The sequence below is a fragment of the Formosa sp. S-31 genome (genome assembly GCF_051172795.1).
In the GTDB taxonomy this organism is placed as follows: Bacteria; Bacteroidota; Bacteroidia; order Flavobacteriales; family Flavobacteriaceae; genus Formosa.
On record NZ_JAENDK010000004.1, the window covers coordinates 363,859 to 381,006 of the forward strand.

The 17,148-nt window shown below is 37.4% G+C and carries 17 protein-coding genes; 8 read left to right on the forward strand and 9 right to left on the reverse strand.

Going from position 1 to position 17,148, the window contains the following annotated elements; all coding sequences use genetic code 11:
* Nucleotides 1-12 precede the first annotated feature (12 nt).
* The gene (locus I3217_RS07330) at nucleotides 13-1,104 is read left to right on the forward strand and encodes a hypothetical protein (protein ID WP_435049098.1); all 1,092 of its coding nucleotides are present in this window, start codon (nucleotides 13-15) and stop codon (nucleotides 1,102-1,104) included.
* 42 nt (nucleotides 1,105-1,146) lie between these two features.
* Here the strand turns inward: I3217_RS07330 and I3217_RS07335 are convergent, their stop codons facing one another.
* The gene (locus I3217_RS07335) at nucleotides 1,147-2,979 is read right to left on the reverse strand and encodes a Xaa-Pro dipeptidyl-peptidase (RefSeq protein ID WP_435049099.1); all 1,833 of its coding nucleotides are present in this window, start codon (nucleotides 2,977-2,979) and stop codon (nucleotides 1,147-1,149) included.
* Nucleotides 2,980-3,146: 167 nt separating this feature from the next.
* On the opposite strand from I3217_RS07335, the gene dnaG reads away from it, so the two are divergent.
* Nucleotides 3,147-5,105, forward strand: a complete 1,959-nt coding sequence (gene dnaG, locus I3217_RS07340) for a DNA primase (RefSeq protein WP_435049100.1) — start codon at nucleotides 3,147-3,149, stop codon at nucleotides 5,103-5,105.
* Between the two features lie 127 nt (nucleotides 5,106-5,232).
* Here dnaG and I3217_RS07345 read toward each other — a convergent pair whose 3' ends face one another.
* Together I3217_RS07345 and nadE are read right to left on the reverse strand one after the other, a co-directional pair.
* Nucleotides 5,233-5,859: a response regulator gene (locus I3217_RS07345; protein WP_435049101.1), complete on the reverse strand. Its 627-nt coding sequence runs from the start codon at nucleotides 5,857-5,859 to the stop codon at nucleotides 5,233-5,235.
* A 106-nt stretch (nucleotides 5,860-5,965) separates the two neighbouring features.
* Complete coding sequence (gene nadE / locus I3217_RS07350) at nucleotides 5,966-6,754, reverse strand: NAD(+) synthase (RefSeq protein WP_435049102.1); 789 nt, start codon at nucleotides 6,752-6,754, stop codon at nucleotides 5,966-5,968.
* Between the two features lie 90 nt (nucleotides 6,755-6,844).
* On the opposite strand from nadE, the gene I3217_RS07355 reads away from it, so the two are divergent.
* The 3 genes from I3217_RS07355 (at nucleotide 6,845) to gldC (ending at nucleotide 8,146) form a co-directional block, all read left to right on the forward strand.
* Nucleotides 6,845-7,303, forward strand: coding sequence for a hypothetical protein (locus I3217_RS07355; RefSeq protein WP_435049103.1), 459 nt, complete (start codon nucleotides 6,845-6,847; stop codon nucleotides 7,301-7,303).
* Nucleotides 7,304-7,430: 127 nt separating this feature from the next.
* The gene (locus I3217_RS07360; protein WP_435049104.1) at nucleotides 7,431-7,811 is read left to right on the forward strand and encodes a hypothetical protein; all 381 of its coding nucleotides are present in this window, start codon (nucleotides 7,431-7,433) and stop codon (nucleotides 7,809-7,811) included.
* Complete coding sequence (gene gldC, locus I3217_RS07365) at nucleotides 7,811-8,146, forward strand: gliding motility protein GldC (protein WP_435049105.1); 336 nt, start codon at nucleotides 7,811-7,813, stop codon at nucleotides 8,144-8,146. Before I3217_RS07360 ends, gldC begins: the two co-directional genes overlap by 1 nt.
* A gap of 62 nt (nucleotides 8,147-8,208) precedes the next feature.
* Here the strand turns inward: gldC and I3217_RS07370 are convergent, their stop codons facing one another.
* On the reverse strand, nucleotides 8,209-9,363 hold the full coding sequence (locus I3217_RS07370) for a BamA/TamA family outer membrane protein (RefSeq protein ID WP_435049106.1): 1,155 nt from the start codon (nucleotides 9,361-9,363) through the stop codon (nucleotides 8,209-8,211).
* A 330-nt stretch (nucleotides 9,364-9,693) separates the two neighbouring features.
* Here I3217_RS07370 and I3217_RS07375 point away from each other — a divergent pair, with 330 nt between their 5' ends.
* Nucleotides 9,694-10,443, forward strand: coding sequence for a phosphatase PAP2 family protein (locus tag I3217_RS07375; RefSeq protein ID WP_435049107.1), 750 nt, complete (start codon nucleotides 9,694-9,696; stop codon nucleotides 10,441-10,443).
* Between the two features lie 120 nt (nucleotides 10,444-10,563).
* A complete protein-coding gene (locus I3217_RS07380; RefSeq protein WP_435049108.1) occupies nucleotides 10,564-10,905 on the forward strand; it encodes a PH domain-containing protein in 342 nt (113 codons plus the stop codon).
* 209 nt (nucleotides 10,906-11,114) lie between these two features.
* Here I3217_RS07380 and I3217_RS07385 read toward each other — a convergent pair whose 3' ends face one another.
* The 5 genes from I3217_RS07385 to I3217_RS07405 form a co-directional block, all read right to left on the reverse strand.
* Nucleotides 11,115-12,164: a DUF6515 family protein gene (locus tag I3217_RS07385; RefSeq protein WP_435049109.1), complete on the reverse strand. Its 1,050-nt coding sequence runs from the start codon at nucleotides 12,162-12,164 to the stop codon at nucleotides 11,115-11,117.
* A gap of 26 nt (nucleotides 12,165-12,190) precedes the next feature.
* Entirely contained in the window at nucleotides 12,191-12,925 is a 735-nt protein-coding gene (locus I3217_RS07390) for a DUF2092 domain-containing protein (protein ID WP_435049110.1), read from the reverse strand.
* Nucleotides 12,926-13,290: 365 nt separating this feature from the next.
* Complete coding sequence (locus I3217_RS07395; RefSeq protein WP_435049111.1) at nucleotides 13,291-14,142, reverse strand: fumarylacetoacetate hydrolase family protein; 852 nt, start codon at nucleotides 14,140-14,142, stop codon at nucleotides 13,291-13,293.
* Between the two features lie 18 nt (nucleotides 14,143-14,160).
* Nucleotides 14,161-14,925: an SDR family NAD(P)-dependent oxidoreductase gene (locus tag I3217_RS07400; protein ID WP_435049144.1), complete on the reverse strand. Its 765-nt coding sequence runs from the start codon at nucleotides 14,923-14,925 to the stop codon at nucleotides 14,161-14,163.
* Between the two features lie 112 nt (nucleotides 14,926-15,037).
* Nucleotides 15,038-15,925 (reverse strand): MerR family transcriptional regulator, encoded by an 888-nt coding sequence (locus tag I3217_RS07405; protein WP_435049112.1) that lies wholly within the window; start codon nucleotides 15,923-15,925, stop codon nucleotides 15,038-15,040.
* A 158-nt stretch (nucleotides 15,926-16,083) separates the two neighbouring features.
* Between I3217_RS07405 and I3217_RS07410 the strand changes: the two genes are divergently transcribed.
* Entirely contained in the window at nucleotides 16,084-17,106 is a 1,023-nt protein-coding gene (locus tag I3217_RS07410) for a fasciclin domain-containing protein (protein ID WP_435049113.1), read from the forward strand.
* Nucleotides 17,107-17,148 lie beyond the last annotated feature (42 nt).

Consider the following 17,148-nt stretch of genomic DNA (forward strand, 5'->3'; position numbering starts at 1 on the left):
AAAACGAACATCATGAAAACAATTACCAGAACAGTCTTATTTCTATTAATATTTTTGTGTTTTAAAGAAGTGCAGGCGCAAAACAATTCGCAAAACGATAGCGTAAATGTGCAAAAAGTAGAGGCTTTAAAGCTTCAAAAGGAAGAGATTCGCGCAGAAGAAAAGGCGTTGTTAAGAGAAGACGTAGAACGTATTAATACTAAAGTTGATGAAGGACATATAACAGTTGAAGAAGGTGAAATTCTAAAAAAGGAAGCATCAAAAAAGCATGCTTTAAATATTGAAAATCGCGTGGCTATTTTAGATAATAAAATAGAATTGCTAACGCGTAACAACGAAGACTATACCTTTGATGATGAAGGCAAAATTGTTATAAAATTAGGAAAGGATTACGATAGCGAAACGGTAGTTCGAGAGAAGACTATTAATATAGGCCGCGAAAAAGCGTGCATTCCCGTGTACGATAAACGGACTACCAGTGATTTAGTTTTTGGTATAGGTTTTAATAACGCGCTTATTGAAGGCGAGCAGTTAGGTGATTCGCCTTATAAACTGGGAGGGTCCGGATTTGTCGAATTAGGTTGGGCCTGGAAAACTCGTGTATTCGAAGATAACAATGCCTTGCGACTTAAATACGGAGTGTCATTTCAGTGGAATAAATTTGATATAAAAAATAATGAATATTTTGTAGAGAATGGCGATGTGGTAGCTTTAGAAGCATTTCCCTTTGATGTTAGAAAATCAAAATTTCGAACAACAAATCTTGTGTTTCCTGTTCATTTCGAGTTTGGACCTTCCAAGAAAATTGAACACGATACTTATTTTCGATATTCAACCGAAAAGAAATTTAAAATGGGAATTGGTGGATATGGCGGTTTTAATATAGCATCGCTTCAAAAAGTAAAATACTACGAAGACGGTAATAAAGAAAAGAAAAAGTATAAGGATTTTGATGCCGTGAATAGTTTTGTGTATGGGCTAAGTGCTTATATGGGATGGGGTGATGTTGGCTTGTATTTTAAATACGACTTGTCGCCGATATTCAGACATCAGGAATTCGATCAGAATAATATTTCTTTAGGAATTCGTTTCGATATGGATTAATTAAAAAAGGCTTCAATTTAATTGAAGCCTTTTTAGTTGCTATTAATTAGTTGCCTTGGAAAGCGCTTTCTTGCCTCCAACTACAGGCAAAGTCAGGGAGGTATTATCTAAATCTATAGTTAGGGCTGTCCCTGGTTTCGGTAGTAGTGTAAACTGGTTGTCACTCGAGAAAATCATTAAACCAATCTGTTGACCTTTTTTAATAATTTGGTCGTCTGGTTGTAAATCAAATGAAAGACTGTAGAATTTACTAGGTTCTAAAGGTTCACTTTCTCTGATTGATCTGTAATTTTGAGGGTCAGCCCAGCCACGTGTAATAATGTTGTCGGTAATCTTGGCATCTTTGCTGGTATTCCATGGAAGCGAAACTAACCAAACAGAAAGATTTGCTGCCGGTTTACTGCTGGATAAGTTAACGGTTATATTAGCCAGCCCCGAAAGGTGAACATCTTCTTTAAGTACAGGTGTTACATATAATAACCTGTGTTTAGAATTTACAGATTTTGCTAAAGAATCTCCAGAAAACGTGTAATCGTCTACTAAAGTCTCTTTAGTATTTGTTTTGTCCTTTTTTGTGGATAATCCACCTGCAGTTACTCCACCGGCCTGTAAGTGTAAGGTCACGGGTTTTGCCTCCGGGTTTGGATAATCGGCATAGGCTGTTGGTTTTAGACGATCGTCATCCTCTCTTACAATCCAGGCTTTAGGATCTTTGCCTACACCATTATCTATACCAAATAGATAATGTGTAAACCAGCGGTTCATCATAGAAACCGGAGGAGGTCCTCCATGTCCTAATTGATGGTAATAAATCTGCACGTCCAGACCTTTATCTTTAGCAGCTTTATAAATGCGGTAACTGTGCTCCGGCATAACATTCCAGTCGTTAAAACCATGAGACATAAGTAAGGCTGCTTTCATAGGTTTCATATCATTTAAATAATCACGTCCGGCCCAGAAGTCGTTGTAATCTCCGGTTATTCTATCCTGTCCGTTTTTCATTTCAGTGTCACGGATGACTTTGTTACTGTAGGCGCGTTTAGACTCGTCTCCGCTATGAATAAAATCGTATAATACATCAATGTCTTCACCTAAATAGCCGCCGGGAGAACGAACTAAACCGTTAGATCTGTAGTAGTGATAATAAGATGTGTTAGGCGCAATCGGGATAATAGCCTCCAGACCTTCCACACCCGTAGTGGCAGCTGCTAATGGTAGCGTGCCATTATACGATGTTCCTGTCATACCCACTTTTCCAGTTGTCCAGTAGGCCTTAACGGTTTCATTTCCATCTCTTGAGGTATAGCCTTTTGCGCGACCGTTTAGCCAGTCGATTACTGCTTTAGGAGCCAGAGATTCGTTGTCGCCACCAACTGTGGGTGATCCATCCGAAAGCCCGGTGCCGGGAGACGAGGAGTGAATTACAATATAACCTCTTGGAACCCAGGTTTTAATTTGAGAGTTGGAAATGACAGGGCGTTCTCCTGTACGTTTTACTATCGGATTTATATGTCCTTTTCCTAGTTCTCCAAGTTCGTGGTGTACATCCCAGAATGTATTTGGGTCGTTACCAGCAACACCGGCGTAATATGGACTGGATTCGTAAACAACGGGCAGTTTTAAACCTTCCGTTTCGGTTTGTTGTGGGCGGGTAACATCTACATGCATCCGGTCTGGTTTACCATCTCCATCGGTGTCAAATTCGGTCTCAACCCAGAGATCATGTCTAATCCAGGATTCAGGGTTGCTGAATTCCGGTACAATTTGAGCTTCTCCATCTTTGAATATGGGAGTGACTTGTTTTTGTGCGTGTGTTGAATATATTCCCAGAGATAAAAATGAGAGGAATACAATTGAAGAAAGTTTTGATTTCATGTAAAATTGGATAAAAGCCTAAATTACAGTTTTCTTATTTAGATAGCAGGAAAATATTATCCAAAAGCTGTACAATTTATTCCTGTTAAGACTTGTTGAAATGATTTTAGATATCCTAGGTTTATCTATATTTGTAAACACTTTTTAAACTTAAAATTTCAGAGATATTGATTTCAAAAGCTACCATAGATCACGTGTTCGAAACAGCCCGACTGGAAGAAGTTATTGGCGATTTTGTACAATTAAAAAAATCAGGTAGTAATTTTAAAGGTTTAAGTCCGTTTAGCGACGAGCGTTCTCCGAGTTTTATGGTATCGCCGGTGAAACAAATCTGGAAAGATTTTTCAAGTGGAAAAGGAGGGAATGTTGTGGCCTTTTTAATGGAGCACGAGCACTTTACCTATCCGGAAGCAATAAAATATCTGGCCAGAAAATATGGTATTGAAATTGAAGAAACCGAGCAAACCAACGAACAAAAGGAAAAGGCCGATACACGGGAAAGTTTGTATCTGGTCAGTGAATTTGCTAATACGTATTTTCAGAAAATTCTCCATAAAACCGATGCCGGTCAGGCCATAGGCTTAAGTTATTTTAAAGAACGTGGTTTTACACCGGAAACCATTAAGACTTTTGGATTAGGGTATGCCCTGGATGAGTGGCAGGCTTTTAGCGACGAAGCTTTAAAGAAAGGGTATAAACTGGAGTTTCTGGAAAAAACGGGGCTAACTATTGTTAAAGGAGAAAAGTATTTCGATCGCTTTAAAGGGCGTGTTATGTTCCCGATACAAAGTATGAGTGGACGGATTTTAGGATTTGGCGGACGTATTCTGACTAATGATAAAAAAGCTGCGAAATATGTTAATTCTCCGGAAAGTGAAATTTACTACAAGAGTAAGGTGCTTTATGGCATTTACCATGCTAAACAAAGCATAGCAAAAGAAGATAACTGTTTTTTAGTAGAAGGTTATACCGATGTTATTCAGTTTCATCAAACGGGAGTAACAAATGTCGTGGCATCATCTGGTACAGCTTTAACTACAGAACAAATCAGACTGATTAACCGGCTTACCAAAAATATTACCGTTTTATTTGATGGTGATGCTGCTGGTATGCGAGCATCTATACGAGGAATCGATCTTATTCTGGAACAGGGTATGAACGTAAAAGTATGTTCTTTCCCGCAGGGAGAAGACCCGGATAGTTTTGCTAAGAATAATACAGAAGAGGAATTACGGGAATATCTGGCAAACAATGCCAAGGACTTTATTCAGTTTAAAGCCTCTTTATTAGTCGAAGATTCCAAGAATGATCCTATAAAAAAGGCAGAGACCATTCGCGATATTATTCAGAGTATATCGAAGATTCCAGACCGTATTAAACAGGAGGTGTATTTACAGGAATGTGCCCGTATTATGGATATAAGCGAATCGGTTTTGTTTAGTTCTCTGGCGCAATTAGGAGAGAAGGATGCCGGGAAATCGGGAAAAAATGAAGAGAAGCCACAGCGTGCTTTTGAGGTTGTTAAAAATGAAGAACCCGTAGCTAAAGTAAACAGGCAGTATTTACTGGAACGCAAAATAATAGAACTGCTTTTACTTTACGGAGATAGAGAAGAAGAGTTTGAAGATTTAATTTTAAAAGAAAACGAGAGAGGCGAACTCGATTTAGAACCTGTAGTACAACAGGCTAAGGTGTTCGAAAAAATATTTCTGGATTTACAGGAAGACGAGATGCAGTTTTCTAATGAAACGTTTAAAACACTGTATTACACTATTATTAATACATTAAATCAAAACCCTGATTTTGTTTTAGACCAGTTTGTAAATGCTGTAGATACCCAATTGTCTCAGGAAATTACCAGTATTTTAATGGAGGATGAACGTTACGATTTGCATGACTGGAATCGTATGGAAATTTATCCTAAAGCAAAGACCGATAGCGTAGCTCAATTGGTTAGTGAAACCATTTTAAGTTTACGTTGTTTTTTAATAGACCAGAAAGTTTTAGAGTTTCAACAGGCTACAATATCCCAGATTGCCGATACGAATCGCAATATACTGGAAGAGGTTAAAGACTATTCTGGTTTAAAAATGCTCTTGTCTCGAAAACTGAATCGTGTATTATAAGCAAAGGGGGTTTTAGTTTATTAAGGTTGTTTTAGCGCAAAAGAATTTACCAATATTATACTATTGGAATTGTTTTTAAGAAGGCTTCGATAAAGTAATGTTTTCTTCCTGTTGATAGATATAAGTGTTAGGATTCTAAAAGTTTAGCCTGATTTAATAAATCAACCAGATTAGACACGTGTAGTTTTTTCATTAAACGCGCTTTGTAGGTGCTGACTGTTTTTTCGTTAATGTCTAATTCACTGGCAATATCCTTATTCTTTTTACCTATGGATAGCAGCTTTAAAACTTCAACTTCTCTGGTAGACAGTTTTTTGTATAAAGATCCGGTTCTGGTAATGCGTTCGCCAAAAGCCAGTCGGTGCGTTAAGTCGTTACTTAAATAAATACCACCCTGATTAATTTTCATTATAGCTTCTTTCAGAGTGATAACATTTGCGGTTTTCGAAATGTAACCCGATGCTCCTGCTTTAATGGCACTCATAGCATATACCTCTTCGGGGTGTGTGCTAAAAATAAGTACTTTAATCTCCGGAAATTCTTTTTTTAAACGCCTTAGAGCAGTGATTCCGTTTAATTTAGGTAAGTCTATTTCAGAAATAATTATATCTACAGGATTCGATTTCAGGAAATCGAAAATAGATTCTCCATCGTCCACACCACCTTCTACTTGAACATTAGGTGATGTTAAAAATAATAATTCCAGCCCCTTTCTAATAATAGGATGGTGGTCGGCTACCAACAGTTTTATCATAATATCTAATGTTTTTAAAATGAAGACCGTTGGGGCAGCAGATTTCACTTTGAGAAATCCAGTCTATGTAAATATAAAAAAAATCTAATAACTTTTAGGATGATTCTTACTTTAAATTATCAGGAATTACACAAACTGGGATCGGATCCATTTTGTGTTTATTAGCGGTGTTTAAGCGTTTGTAAATAGTAAAAACTTCTTTTTCGCGACCCGAGAAATCTTCGGCAGTTTTTCCTGAATCAGCCATAGCCATGGCCCATTCCAGTTCAGGGTAGGATGCGCCTATCTGGTCTTCGTCGGTTCTGTCGTCTCCCCATAGACCATCGGTAGGGGCTGCTTCAATAATTTCGGTGTTTACGCCAAGATATTTGGCAATATCATACACTTCGGTTTTTAATAAATCGGCAATCGGACTAAGGTCTACACCACCATCACCGTATTTTGTGTAAAATCCAACTCCAAAATCTTCTACTTTATTTCCGGTTCCGGCAACAAGAAGCTTTTCTAAAGCTGCAAAATAATAGAGTGATGTCATGCGTAATCTTGCACGAGTATTAGCCAACGACATAAAGCGAGCTTCTTCACTTTCAACAGCGGGTAAGGCTTCAATAAGACTATCGAATACTGGTGTTAAATTAACCTGTGTCATGCGAACATTACTGTAATTAGACTGTAGCCAGGTAATATGGTTTAATGCCCTGCTAACCTGTGATGAAGCCTGATGAATAGGCATTTCTAGCGTTAATACCTCCAGACCTGTGCGCGCACATAGTGTTGAAGTTACTGCAGAGTCTATTCCTCCTGATACTCCAATTACAAAACCGTTAACTTTTGCTTTTACTGCATAGTCTTTTAACCAATTAACTATATACTCTACTACTTTTTCTGTTTGCATTTTAAAAGAATTTAAATCAAAGAATCTTACCTTTGCCAAACAAAAATAACTGAAACCCCTAAAAATAAAAATTAACGTCTCAAGTTTTCTATGAAATATTTAAGTTTTTGCCTTTTGTTAATTATTAGCCTTGTTTCTTGTGAAAATGACAGTAAGACTGAAGATGACATTTCAAAGGTAAAAGTAGAGCTGAAAATAGACCGATTCGATAAGGCGTTTTCCAAAGTTAATACCGAAAACTGGAAGGCTTTACGCGAAGTATATCCGTTTATGTTTTCCAATGCGTATCCAGATTCGTTTTGGGAAAATAAAATACAGGATACTTTACAACATGAATTGTCTGAAGAAGTCTTAAAAGTCTATCCGGATATGACAGCGGTGGAGCCTGAATTGCTTAGCTTGTTTCAGCATTTAAAATATTATTATCCGGAATTTAGGACTCCAAGAATTGTTACCACCACATCTTATGTGGATTATAGAAATAAAGTTATTGTAACTGATTCAATAGATCTTATTGCTTTAGATACTTATTTTAGGGCCGGAGCATGAGTTTTATCAGGGAGTTCAGGAATATATTCGTCTGGGCTTTAAACGGGAACAAATTGCGGTAGATCTGGCCGAGGCCTATGCAGAGCGTTACATTTTACCAACCAGAAATAAGACGCTTTTAGACGAAATGGTTTCTGCTGGAAAACGCCTGTATTTTAAAGACCTCATGATTCCTTTTAAAACAGATGCCGAGAAAATAAATTATACAGAAGTGCAGTTGCAATGGGCGCAAAACAACGAAGCACAGATCTGGGAATATTTTGTGGAGCGCGAATTGCTTTATAGTTCAGATTCTAAATTACCGGGACGTTTTATTAACCCAGCTCCGTTTTCAAAATTTTATCTGGCAGAAATTGATAATGAGTCCCCGGGACGTATCGGACAATATATAGGCTGGCAAATCGTGAGAGCGTACATGGACCATAATCCTGATATTTCATTTAAGGAGATGTTAAACATGTCGGCAGAAGATATATTCAATCATTCAAAATTTAAACCAAGAAAATAATGGCAAATTATACATCAACTATAGAATTACAAGTCGAATTAGACGAAAACCGAGTACCTGAGAAGTTATCATGGACAGCTCAAGATGGTGGCGTAACTAATGAAGAAGCTAAAGCGATGATGCTTTCGGTTTGGGATAGCAAGGCACAGGAGTCTTTACGTATAGATCTTTGGACTAAAGACATGCCGGTAGACGAAATGAAAGTGTTTTTTCATCAGACCTTAGTGGCTATGAGCGATACGTTTAACCGGGCTACTCAGGACGAAAAAATGACGGCTACTATGAAAGATTTCTGCGATTATTTTGCGGAAAAATTAGAATTAAATAAGAAGTAATTCGATTTAATGATTATTTAAAAGCGGAAGGATAAACTCTTTCCGCTTTTTTTTTGTTGACATTAAAAGGCTTCGGTGAAATTAAAATACAATCCGGAGGATTCTTTTCCTAAACCAAAATCAATTCTAACATTCATTCGTGGTTGCACTTCAAAGCGATAGCCTATTCCTCCGTTGGGTATCCAGCGTGTCATGTCGCTAAGTTTAGGAGCTATGGTTCCCGAAGCGACCCAAAGTGTAATACCATGTTTGCTTAAAGTGTCATCGCGCTTTAAAAAGGTATGTCGCCATTCCGAAATAAAATACAGTCCGGCTTCATCTCTGTATTGCCCCATTATATATCCTCTTAGTGCGTTTGTGCCTCCAAGTGCGGTAAGTTGTTCGTAAGGGGTATCGCCCTGAGTAATTCGACCATACAATTTTAAAGCCATAATGTTTCCTGGACGATATATCTGAATGTATTTTCTGATGTCAAACTCGTATACCTGATAGTCATTATCGCTGCCTAAATAGTTGCCGTAAAATCCGGTTAAAAATTTCGCAAACCAACCGCTCCATGCATTTACAGTTACATCTCGACTATCGTAATGTAAAGAAAACATAAGGCCGCTATTAAAATTCTCAGGACCATATTTTAGATATTCGGGGTCCTGAGCCATAACCGGATTGAGAGAGGTGACTTTTGTATAATTTAAATCGACACCAACCCCCAGATAAAAGTCCTTGGCGACACGAGTTAAAACATTTGGAGTAAAGGCAATTAGTTTTCGGTTGTATGTTGTTGTGGAATCGCTTTGGATAGTGTTTACAGCATTATCGTAACCAACGCCAAAATACTGGTCTTCTGCATTCGAATATCTTAGCTTGGCATTAATTCGGACTTTGTCCTGCCACCAAAACGATTGTAAAGCTGTGCCGATTTGAAAATTACCTTTTGTACTAATAAACATATTAATTGGTACAGATGATCGTTGAATAAGGCTGTCGGCTTTATTGGTTTTAAAGGTGTAAAGAAATCCACCGCCGAGCAATAAACCATTTTCCGGAGTGTAGCCCGGACCTGCCAGTATGCTTAAAAAAGGTTCTCCCGCTGCAATTTTTGCTTCTTTTTTAGCCTTGCGTTCCTGCATCCATTGTTTTACACCATCGAATTGCGCATGTGAAGTAACACTGAGTAAGAGTAAAATAAAACAAAAAAATGGTTTGGTTGGTTTCATAGTGCATCGGCTTTAGGAGCTAATCGAATATTACATCGCATAAATGCAGAACAGATTGGTTTAATATTATGACTTAATAGCGTTAAGTACTTTGATTTATACGTAAAAATACACTTTTTAATGTTTAATATGTCGTTCGGGATCAATCTTTTAAATATGAATTAAGGTCTGAAATCTCATATTGGTTTTGGTTGAAAGTTTTGGGTTTGGGAGTGTAATGAAAATATGTTTGAAAGTTTATTTGTAATGTATACTATAAAGTAAAGTAATGGCTAGGAAATAACCTGTTCAAACTCTAATTTAGTTGTCTGTATTAATCCCCGATTCATCATGAAATTCGTATTTCTATGTGTTTGTTGTTTTACTTTGCAAATGGCAGCTCAGGGCGTTACAACAGATACAGTAGCGAAATCAAATCCAGAGCCTTTAAAATTTAAATACGAGGCTTTAATTATACCGTCTGCACTTATTGGTTACGGCGTTATTGGTCTGGAAAGTCATAGTATTAAAAATATTAATGAAAGTACTAATGCCGAGTTTCGGGAGCATATAGATAATCAGTTTACTATTGATGATATCTCTCAGTATGCTCCTTTTTTGTCGGTTTATGGTTTGAATGCTTTTGGAGTTAAAGGCAAACATAATTTTAAAGATCGTACCATTATATTGGGGACAGCTTATTTAATTATGGGAGCCACTGTTAATGCACTTAAATTAACAGGTAATGAATTGCGGCCCGACGGTTCTTCAAAGAATTCTTTTCCTTCCGGGCATACCGCCACGGCTTTTATGGGCGCTGAGTTTTTATATCAGGAGTATAAAGACGTGTCTGTCTGGTATGGAGTTGCCGGGTATGCTGTGGCAGCAGGAACTGGTTTTTTCAGAATGTATAACGACAGGCACTGGTTAACCGATGTTGCTTCCGGAGCTGGAATAGGTATGTTAAGTACTAAAATAGCGTATTGGATTCATCCGTTTATAAAACGCACTTTTTTTAAGGATAAAAAGGATGTGGACGGTCTTGTAATGCCGTTTTATGATGGAAGGAATTTTGGAATGGGAATGAGTGTAGGATTTTAGTTTGTGTTTTCAGAGTGGAGGAGATGTAATTGATTGTATTAAATTGACTAAGATTCCTGCAAAAACAGGCCATTCCTTGAGGAATTCCTTTAACTTAGTGTGCTCAACTTAGCTTTAATTATGAAAAAATATAAAGCCAGTACCCGGGGCTATATTAAATATGTTTTATTGGTATTATTAATATTGCCAATACTCATATTCTGCTTAGATCGACCTGCATTTTCTGAAAAACCTGCAATTATACTACCCTTGATTATTCCAGTTGTTTTTGTTATCTGGATTTTTATGGATACGTATTACAAAATAGAAAAGGATGCCTTTTTTTATCGGTCTGGATTGTTGCGGGGACGAATAGATATTTCCAGTATTAAAGCCATAGAAAATAATAACACCTTGTGGGTAGGTATAAAACCCGCTTTGGCAACTCATGGTATGGTGATTAAATATAATATTTACGACTAAATATATGTAGCTCCTGTAAATAACATGGAATTAATTAAGGACCTGCTTAAAGTTAATCCCGAGATTGAGGTGTTGTATAAAAAATAGATTTTTTCTCGTCAAATTTTGAGTAGGTGCTAAAACATTTAAATTTAGATTTCCCCGAAATGAAATAAAGCGCCTGAAACGAATTTCAGACGCTTTAAAAATATGACAATAGATTATACTGTTTATTCGTCTTTTACCTCTACAATTTCGTACATGTCTTTTCCGTCTACTTGTATTGGCTGATAATAGGTGTCTCCAAACTGTACATACGTCTGGTCTCCAATTTTAATTTCTTCGCCGCCATCTGGTAAATGTGGCACTATTGTGCCGGCTGTAGCAGGCACTACCGTGTAGCCATTGGCGTCTTTTTCGTAGTATGCACCACCGTAATAGTAATTATTTGTTGTTTCGCTGACTTTTACTACCTCCGCTTCTTTTGGGATGGTTTGTACAGTTGCTCCAATAGGTGCTTGAACTACAGTATATCCTCCATTTTCCTGAATGTAATAAACACCGTTGTCATAATGGTATCTCTGGTTTTCAATACTAACTATTATAGCGGTAGTGGCAATAGAAGCAACAAAAAAGCCCCACGGATGCCAAACCGGACCCCAGTAAAATGGACGATATGGATGGTAGTAATACGGGCGATGGCAATAATAATGATGTCCGCCATAAACGTAAGGTGGTCTGTTATATCGTCTTGGACTATTTACAACCCTTGTATTATGGTGGTTATTTACATTAAAGTGCTTACTGTTGTCTATGTTAACGTTAATGTTGTTATGGCCTTTGTCTATATTAACTCTATTGCCATCTTTATTGCGAATATTAGAGGTCTGTCTGTTGGTTGAACGATTGGTGTTTACGTTTCGGTTTGTGTTAACATTACGATTGATGGATTTGTTATTTGCACCGGGATTTGTACTGGGTCTGACTCTGGAGTTAGCCGTGGAATTTCTGGTAGGCACATTACGTGACGTTGATTTGTTAAACCCGCCGTTAATACTGGTTTTAGGTCTGGATGTGCTGGGTCTTGTTGTTGTAGGTCTTGTGGTTGGTCTGCTCCTGTTTGCAGTATGTGCCGGAGAAGAGCGATGAATAGATCCTCCTCCTGCACGGGAAACTCCGTGGTTTAGGCGTTGAGCCTGCAAATTTATGGGTGATAACCAGGCAAGACACATTATGAAAAATCCAATTTTAAGTTGCTGTTGTATATATGCTGTTTTCATGATTCTAATTTTAAAATAAAACGTGATTAAGATTTAGCCAGAAGCACACTAATTAACTTAGCATTGGCAGGCGGAGTAAAATCAAAAATAGCATCAGGAACTTCCGGGTTTAGATCCCAGTCACTAAATATAGCTTCGTATTTTTGGTTGTTCTTTTGTTTGTAAGTTAATATGAATTTTTTCGGGAGATTGTAGGTCTCAGCTAAAATCCATAATTGAGCTGTCATTTTATCGTTTTCTGCATATAATTCATAACAGGGGTGACCGCCTAAATTTACCTCTCCTTTAAAGGTTATGGTTTTGAAATCCTGAAGTAAATCATCAGTAAAGGAAGGGTAGAAGAAATCCGCAGCCGGAAAATACATGTCGAATTTAGTGTGCATAAACTCGATCATATCCATAATGTTGGAAGGTGCCGGAATAGTAACGTAGTTGTTTTCGTTAAAAGAGTAATAGGTGAGGTGATCCCCGTTATACCAATACCCTCGGTTTCTGCCCAGAGAGAACGATTTAACTAGCATTTTATCCGGTCCAACCATGGTAACCTCATGTTCTATAGGTCGGGAATACAGTTTGTTGTTTTCGTCTAATTGGTCTGTAACCACACTCAAGTGAAAAGTTACAGAAGTTAAGGTGCCGATAGTTTCACCCATTTGGTCTAAAGCAACCAGAGCGTCTAAATCTATTGTGTCAGAACTACTTTGTGCACGACTCAAAAAAGGAAGCAGAAAAAGTGTGAGAATGATGAGGTGTTTTTTCATAAGGCTTGTACTTTAATGTATTGAATTTGGTAATAGCGATTTACTTGTTTGGCGTAAGTTGGTTAATCTGTAATCTCTAATCTAAAAAGCTAAAGATTTACTTGTACGCGGTTTATTACAATTTACTTGCTTAAAGTTACTATAAAAAGTACAATATTAATTTCAAATTGTAATAAAAATAAATGCTAATTGATGGGAAATCAAGAAAATATAAAATGAAAACTTTGTCTGAGAGAGTATCAACTAGTCATTCTGAGGAAGTCCTGCCAAAACTTTTATATAGATAAAAAAAAGCATGGTGTAAATGTAAAAGACATTTACACCATGCTTTTTTGTGGATAATATGTGTTTGAATAGATCCGGGACTATTGCCAGGCTTTTACGTGTTGTTTGGACGATCCTAAGCCTTCTATACCCAGTTCTACAACATCGCCTGGTTTTAAATAGCGTTGCGGAGTTAATCCCAGACCAACACCAAATGGCGTACCGGTAGAAATAATATCTCCCGGAAGAAGTGTCATAAACTGACTGATGTAGCTTACCACCGTTTCTATATTAAAAACAAAATCTGAAGTGCTGCTGTTTTGCATGGTTTCTCCATTTAATTTTAGCCATAGATTTAAGTTGTTGGCATCTTGTATTTCGTCTTTTGTAGCTATAAATGGCCCTAATGGTGCAAAGGTATCGCAGCTTTTTCCTTTCACCCATTGCCCGCCGCGTTCTATTTGAAATTCACGTTCGCTGTAATCATTATGCAGCACATATCCGGCTACATAATCCAAAGCATCTGCTTTTTCTACATAAGACGCTTTTTTGCCTATTACAATAGCTAGTTCGGCTTCCCAGTCGGTTTTTGTACTGTTTTTCGGAATAATAAGATTATCGTTTGGACCTACTATTGCGGTTGTCGATTTAAAAAATAACACAGGCTCTTTCGGAACTTCCATGCCACTTTCTTTGGCGTGCATGGCGTAATTTAACCCTACACACACTAATTTGGAAGGGCGTTTAACTGGTGGGCCTAATCGGGTGTCGTTCGGGACAATCGGACAGGTCTCCTGATTGGTTTCTAACCATGATTCCAATCGGTTCAATCCATCATTTTCAAAAAAATCTTCAGTATAATCTTCACCAAATTCAGACACATCGATGCGTGTGTCTTCTAATTGCAGACCTGGTTTTTCTTGTCCAGCCAGGCCAAATCGAATTAATTTCATTTTAAATATTGTTTTGGGTTATCCATTTAATTTTATAAATCCACCATCTATGGGGAAGTCGGTTCCTGTAATAAAAGAAGCTTCGTCCGAACACAGGTAAAGTGCTAAGTTTGCTACTTCTTCAGGTTTGCCCATGCGGCCTATAGGTTGGGTTTTAGACAATGCTTCGAACATTTCCGATTCTTTTCCGGGGTAGTTTTTTTTAATAAAGCCATCTACAAAAGGCGTGTGTACCCTGGCTGGCGAAATGCAGTTGCAGCGTATTCCTGTATCTATATAATCTTTAGCAATAGAGTAGGTCATGGTTAAAACAGCCCCTTTGGTCATACTATAGGCAAACCGATCTGCTACAGCTACACTGGAAGCAATGGAAGCCATGTTTAAAATAACACCTCCGCCCTGAGACTTCATAAGAGGTATTACCGCCTTCGCGCAGTTAAAAACTCCTTTAATATTAACCTGATATAATCTATCCAGGTCGCTGCCTTCTGTGTTTTCGATATTGCCAACATGTGCTATTCCGGCATTGTTTACCAGAATGTTTATTGGGTGCTTGGCTGTTATTTCTGTAACTAATTTATGCACCTCGTCTTCATTTGTAATATCACAATTATGTAAGGAAATATTGGTGTTTTGTTTTATGGTATCGATTGCATTATCTGTGTTAATATCGACAACATGTACGTAAGCACCTTGTGCTGCAAAAGTGCTTGCTATGGCAGCTCCTATGCCACTGGCGCCACCCGTAACAAGTGCAGTTTTGTTGGAAAGATCAAATTTCATGGTAATAGTTAATAAGAGTATTTCAAATAGTTCTCTCAAAAATAACCATTTGAAAATTGAATTGTGATAACAAAGCTATTTATTTTTCAGAGCGATGTTAGACAATAACATGTTAAACCGGATTCGTCTGAAAATGCTGTAACTCGTGAATAAGAGCTTCAGGAGTCGAAAGGAATTTAATCTTATGGGATAACCTTTTTAAGAAGTCCGGATTTTTAATAGGTCCAAAGGTTAATATGGGGATATCGCTAAAAGTTATATATGTTTTTAATAACGCTTTCATGCGTTCCTCTGTTGAGGTGGTAAACATGGTTACTGCGATATCCGGTTCAGAAATTTCGATGATAGTCTTTATGTTTTCGGTAGGTACATTTTGTCCAAGATAAAATACTCGCCAGCCTAATTTTTGAGTGATATATGAGGCTAAAAGCAGCCCGATTTCATGATGCTCATTTTCCGGAAGGAATAAAAGTGCTTTAGGGGCATTAGATTGTGGTTTGGGCAAAAGTTCTATTGCTGTAAATAATTTTTGTTTAATAATATTGGAAATAAAATGCTCCTGAGCAGGCATAACTTTACTGTTACCCCATAATACACCAACCTGATTCAAGAAAGGATATATAAGTTGTGTAATGCAGGTAATAAGACCAGATTTTAATTGTTCGGCATTTATAATGTCATGAATCCTGTCCTGATCCATGTGCATCATAGCTAAAATTAAAGCTTTTACCTCATCTTTTGGAGCTCCTTTTAAAACCAGTTCAGAAACAAGCTGATGAATTTCAGCTTCCGTCATGGCATCAATTTTAGAAATGCGGTAACCGTTTTGGGTTAAAATACCAATGTTTAAGAGTTTTTTTAATTGCGTATCGGTGTAAAATCTAATATTCGTTTCTGTACGCTCCGGCACTAGAAAACTGTAACGGCTTTCCCATTTTCGTAAAGTATGTGATTTTATGCCTGTTAACGACACAATTTGGGCCATGGTATACTTGCTCATGTCTAATTATTTGTTCCGCAAAATTAAACAAAAAAAGTGTGTTTTTGATTGTTTTTTTAAAAAATGCATTTCACCATGTATAAGTTTATTTTAAAAATGTTGGACAAAATAATATTTATATGTAGATTTGTATAAGTTTAATATTAAAATTTATAGACATGAAAAAAGGAATTACATTTGTGTTAGCAATTTTTGCTCTATGTTTTGTTGCTGTATCGTGTGACGATGACAACGACGATGATAAAAATATAGACAGTCCAGATATGACCATAGTGGAAATAGCATTAGATACCGAGTCGTTAAGTAGTTTGGTAAGTGCTCTTGTTTTGGCAGATATGGAAGACGATAGTGATCTGGTAGGGACACTTAACGGAGATGGTCCGTTTACGGTATTTGCTCCAACTAATCAGGCCTTTAATAATTTGTTGGCTGAGTTAGATGATTATAGTAGTCTGGATGATTTTGATACGCCAGAAGGCCGCGTATTGCTTGGGACACTTTTAAAATATCACGTTGTTGCTGGAGCTTCGGTAATGTCTTATCAACTTGAAGATAATCAGGAAATAACAACGGTTCAGGGTGAAACCTTAATGGTAGACCTTTCCAGTGGTGTGCATATCGAAGATGCAACTGATATGTCGGCAGCAGTGACTACGGCAGATATAGAAGCAACCAACGGTGTTATTCATATTGTTAATAAAGTACTTGTTCCACAGGAGGTTATAGATGCGTTAAATGAAAAAACTTTGGTGGAACTGGTAATGGAGAACGAAAATTTATCTATCTTAAAGGATGCAGTTGTAAAGGCAGATCTGGTTGATGTCTTAAATGGAGATGGTCCTTTTACGGTGTTTGCGCCAACAAACGATGCTTTTTTACAACTTTTAGCAGACTTGGGAGAAGGTTATAGTAGTTTAGATGATTTTGATACCGAAGAAGAAATGACCTTATTAACTAATGTGCTGTTGTATCATGTACTTGCAGCCGAAGTTTATGCTTCCGATTTATCTGAAATGTCTGTTGAAACCGCATTTTCAGGACATAATTTGAATGTTGTGGCTTCCGGAGAGACCTATGTTATAGCCGACGAAACCGGGGCTCAGGCAAACATCGTAGCTGCAGATGTAAAAGCGTCGAATGGTGTTGCTCATGTTATAGATAAGGTATTGTTACCACAGTAGTAAATAAAAATATACCAACTAAGAATATTTGATTAGTAGCAA

Excerpts from the sequence above, each read along its gene's own strand:
- I3217_RS07380 (WP_435049108.1), top strand. The coding sequence starts at position 10,564 with ATGAAAAAATATAAAGCCAGTACCCGGGGCTATATTAAATATGTTTTA.
- I3217_RS07375 (WP_435049107.1), top strand. The coding sequence starts at position 9,694 with ATGAAATTCGTATTTCTATGTGTTTGTTGTTTTACTTTGCAAATGGCA.
- I3217_RS07405 (WP_435049112.1), bottom strand. The coding sequence starts at position 15,925 with ATGAGCAAGTATACCATGGCCCAAATTGTGTCGTTAACAGGCATAAAA.
- I3217_RS07335 (WP_435049099.1), bottom strand. The coding sequence starts at position 2,979 with ATGAAATCAAAACTTTCTTCAATTGTATTCCTCTCATTTTTATCTCTG.
- I3217_RS07390 (WP_435049110.1), bottom strand. The coding sequence starts at position 12,925 with ATGAAAAAACACCTCATCATTCTCACACTTTTTCTGCTTCCTTTTTTG.
- nadE (WP_435049102.1), bottom strand. The coding sequence starts at position 6,754 with ATGCAAACAGAAAAAGTAGTAGAGTATATAGTTAATTGGTTAAAAGAC.
- I3217_RS07360 (WP_435049104.1), top strand. The coding sequence starts at position 7,431 with ATGGTTTCTGCTGGAAAACGCCTGTATTTTAAAGACCTCATGATTCCT.
- I3217_RS07330 (WP_435049098.1), top strand. The coding sequence starts at position 13 with ATGAAAACAATTACCAGAACAGTCTTATTTCTATTAATATTTTTGTGT.
- I3217_RS07385 (WP_435049109.1), bottom strand. The coding sequence starts at position 12,164 with ATGAAAACAGCATATATACAACAGCAACTTAAAATTGGATTTTTCATA.
- I3217_RS07370 (WP_435049106.1), bottom strand. The coding sequence starts at position 9,363 with ATGAAACCAACCAAACCATTTTTTTGTTTTATTTTACTCTTACTCAGT.
- I3217_RS07355 (WP_435049103.1), top strand. The coding sequence starts at position 6,845 with ATGAAATATTTAAGTTTTTGCCTTTTGTTAATTATTAGCCTTGTTTCT.
- I3217_RS07410 (WP_435049113.1), top strand. The coding sequence starts at position 16,084 with ATGAAAAAAGGAATTACATTTGTGTTAGCAATTTTTGCTCTATGTTTT.
- I3217_RS07400 (WP_435049144.1), bottom strand. The coding sequence starts at position 14,925 with ATGAAATTTGATCTTTCCAACAAAACTGCACTTGTTACGGGTGGCGCC.
- I3217_RS07345 (WP_435049101.1), bottom strand. The coding sequence starts at position 5,859 with ATGATAAAACTGTTGGTAGCCGACCACCATCCTATTATTAGAAAGGGG.
- gldC (WP_435049105.1), top strand. The coding sequence starts at position 7,811 with ATGGCAAATTATACATCAACTATAGAATTACAAGTCGAATTAGACGAA.
- I3217_RS07395 (WP_435049111.1), bottom strand. The coding sequence starts at position 14,142 with ATGAAATTAATTCGATTTGGCCTGGCTGGACAAGAAAAACCAGGTCTG.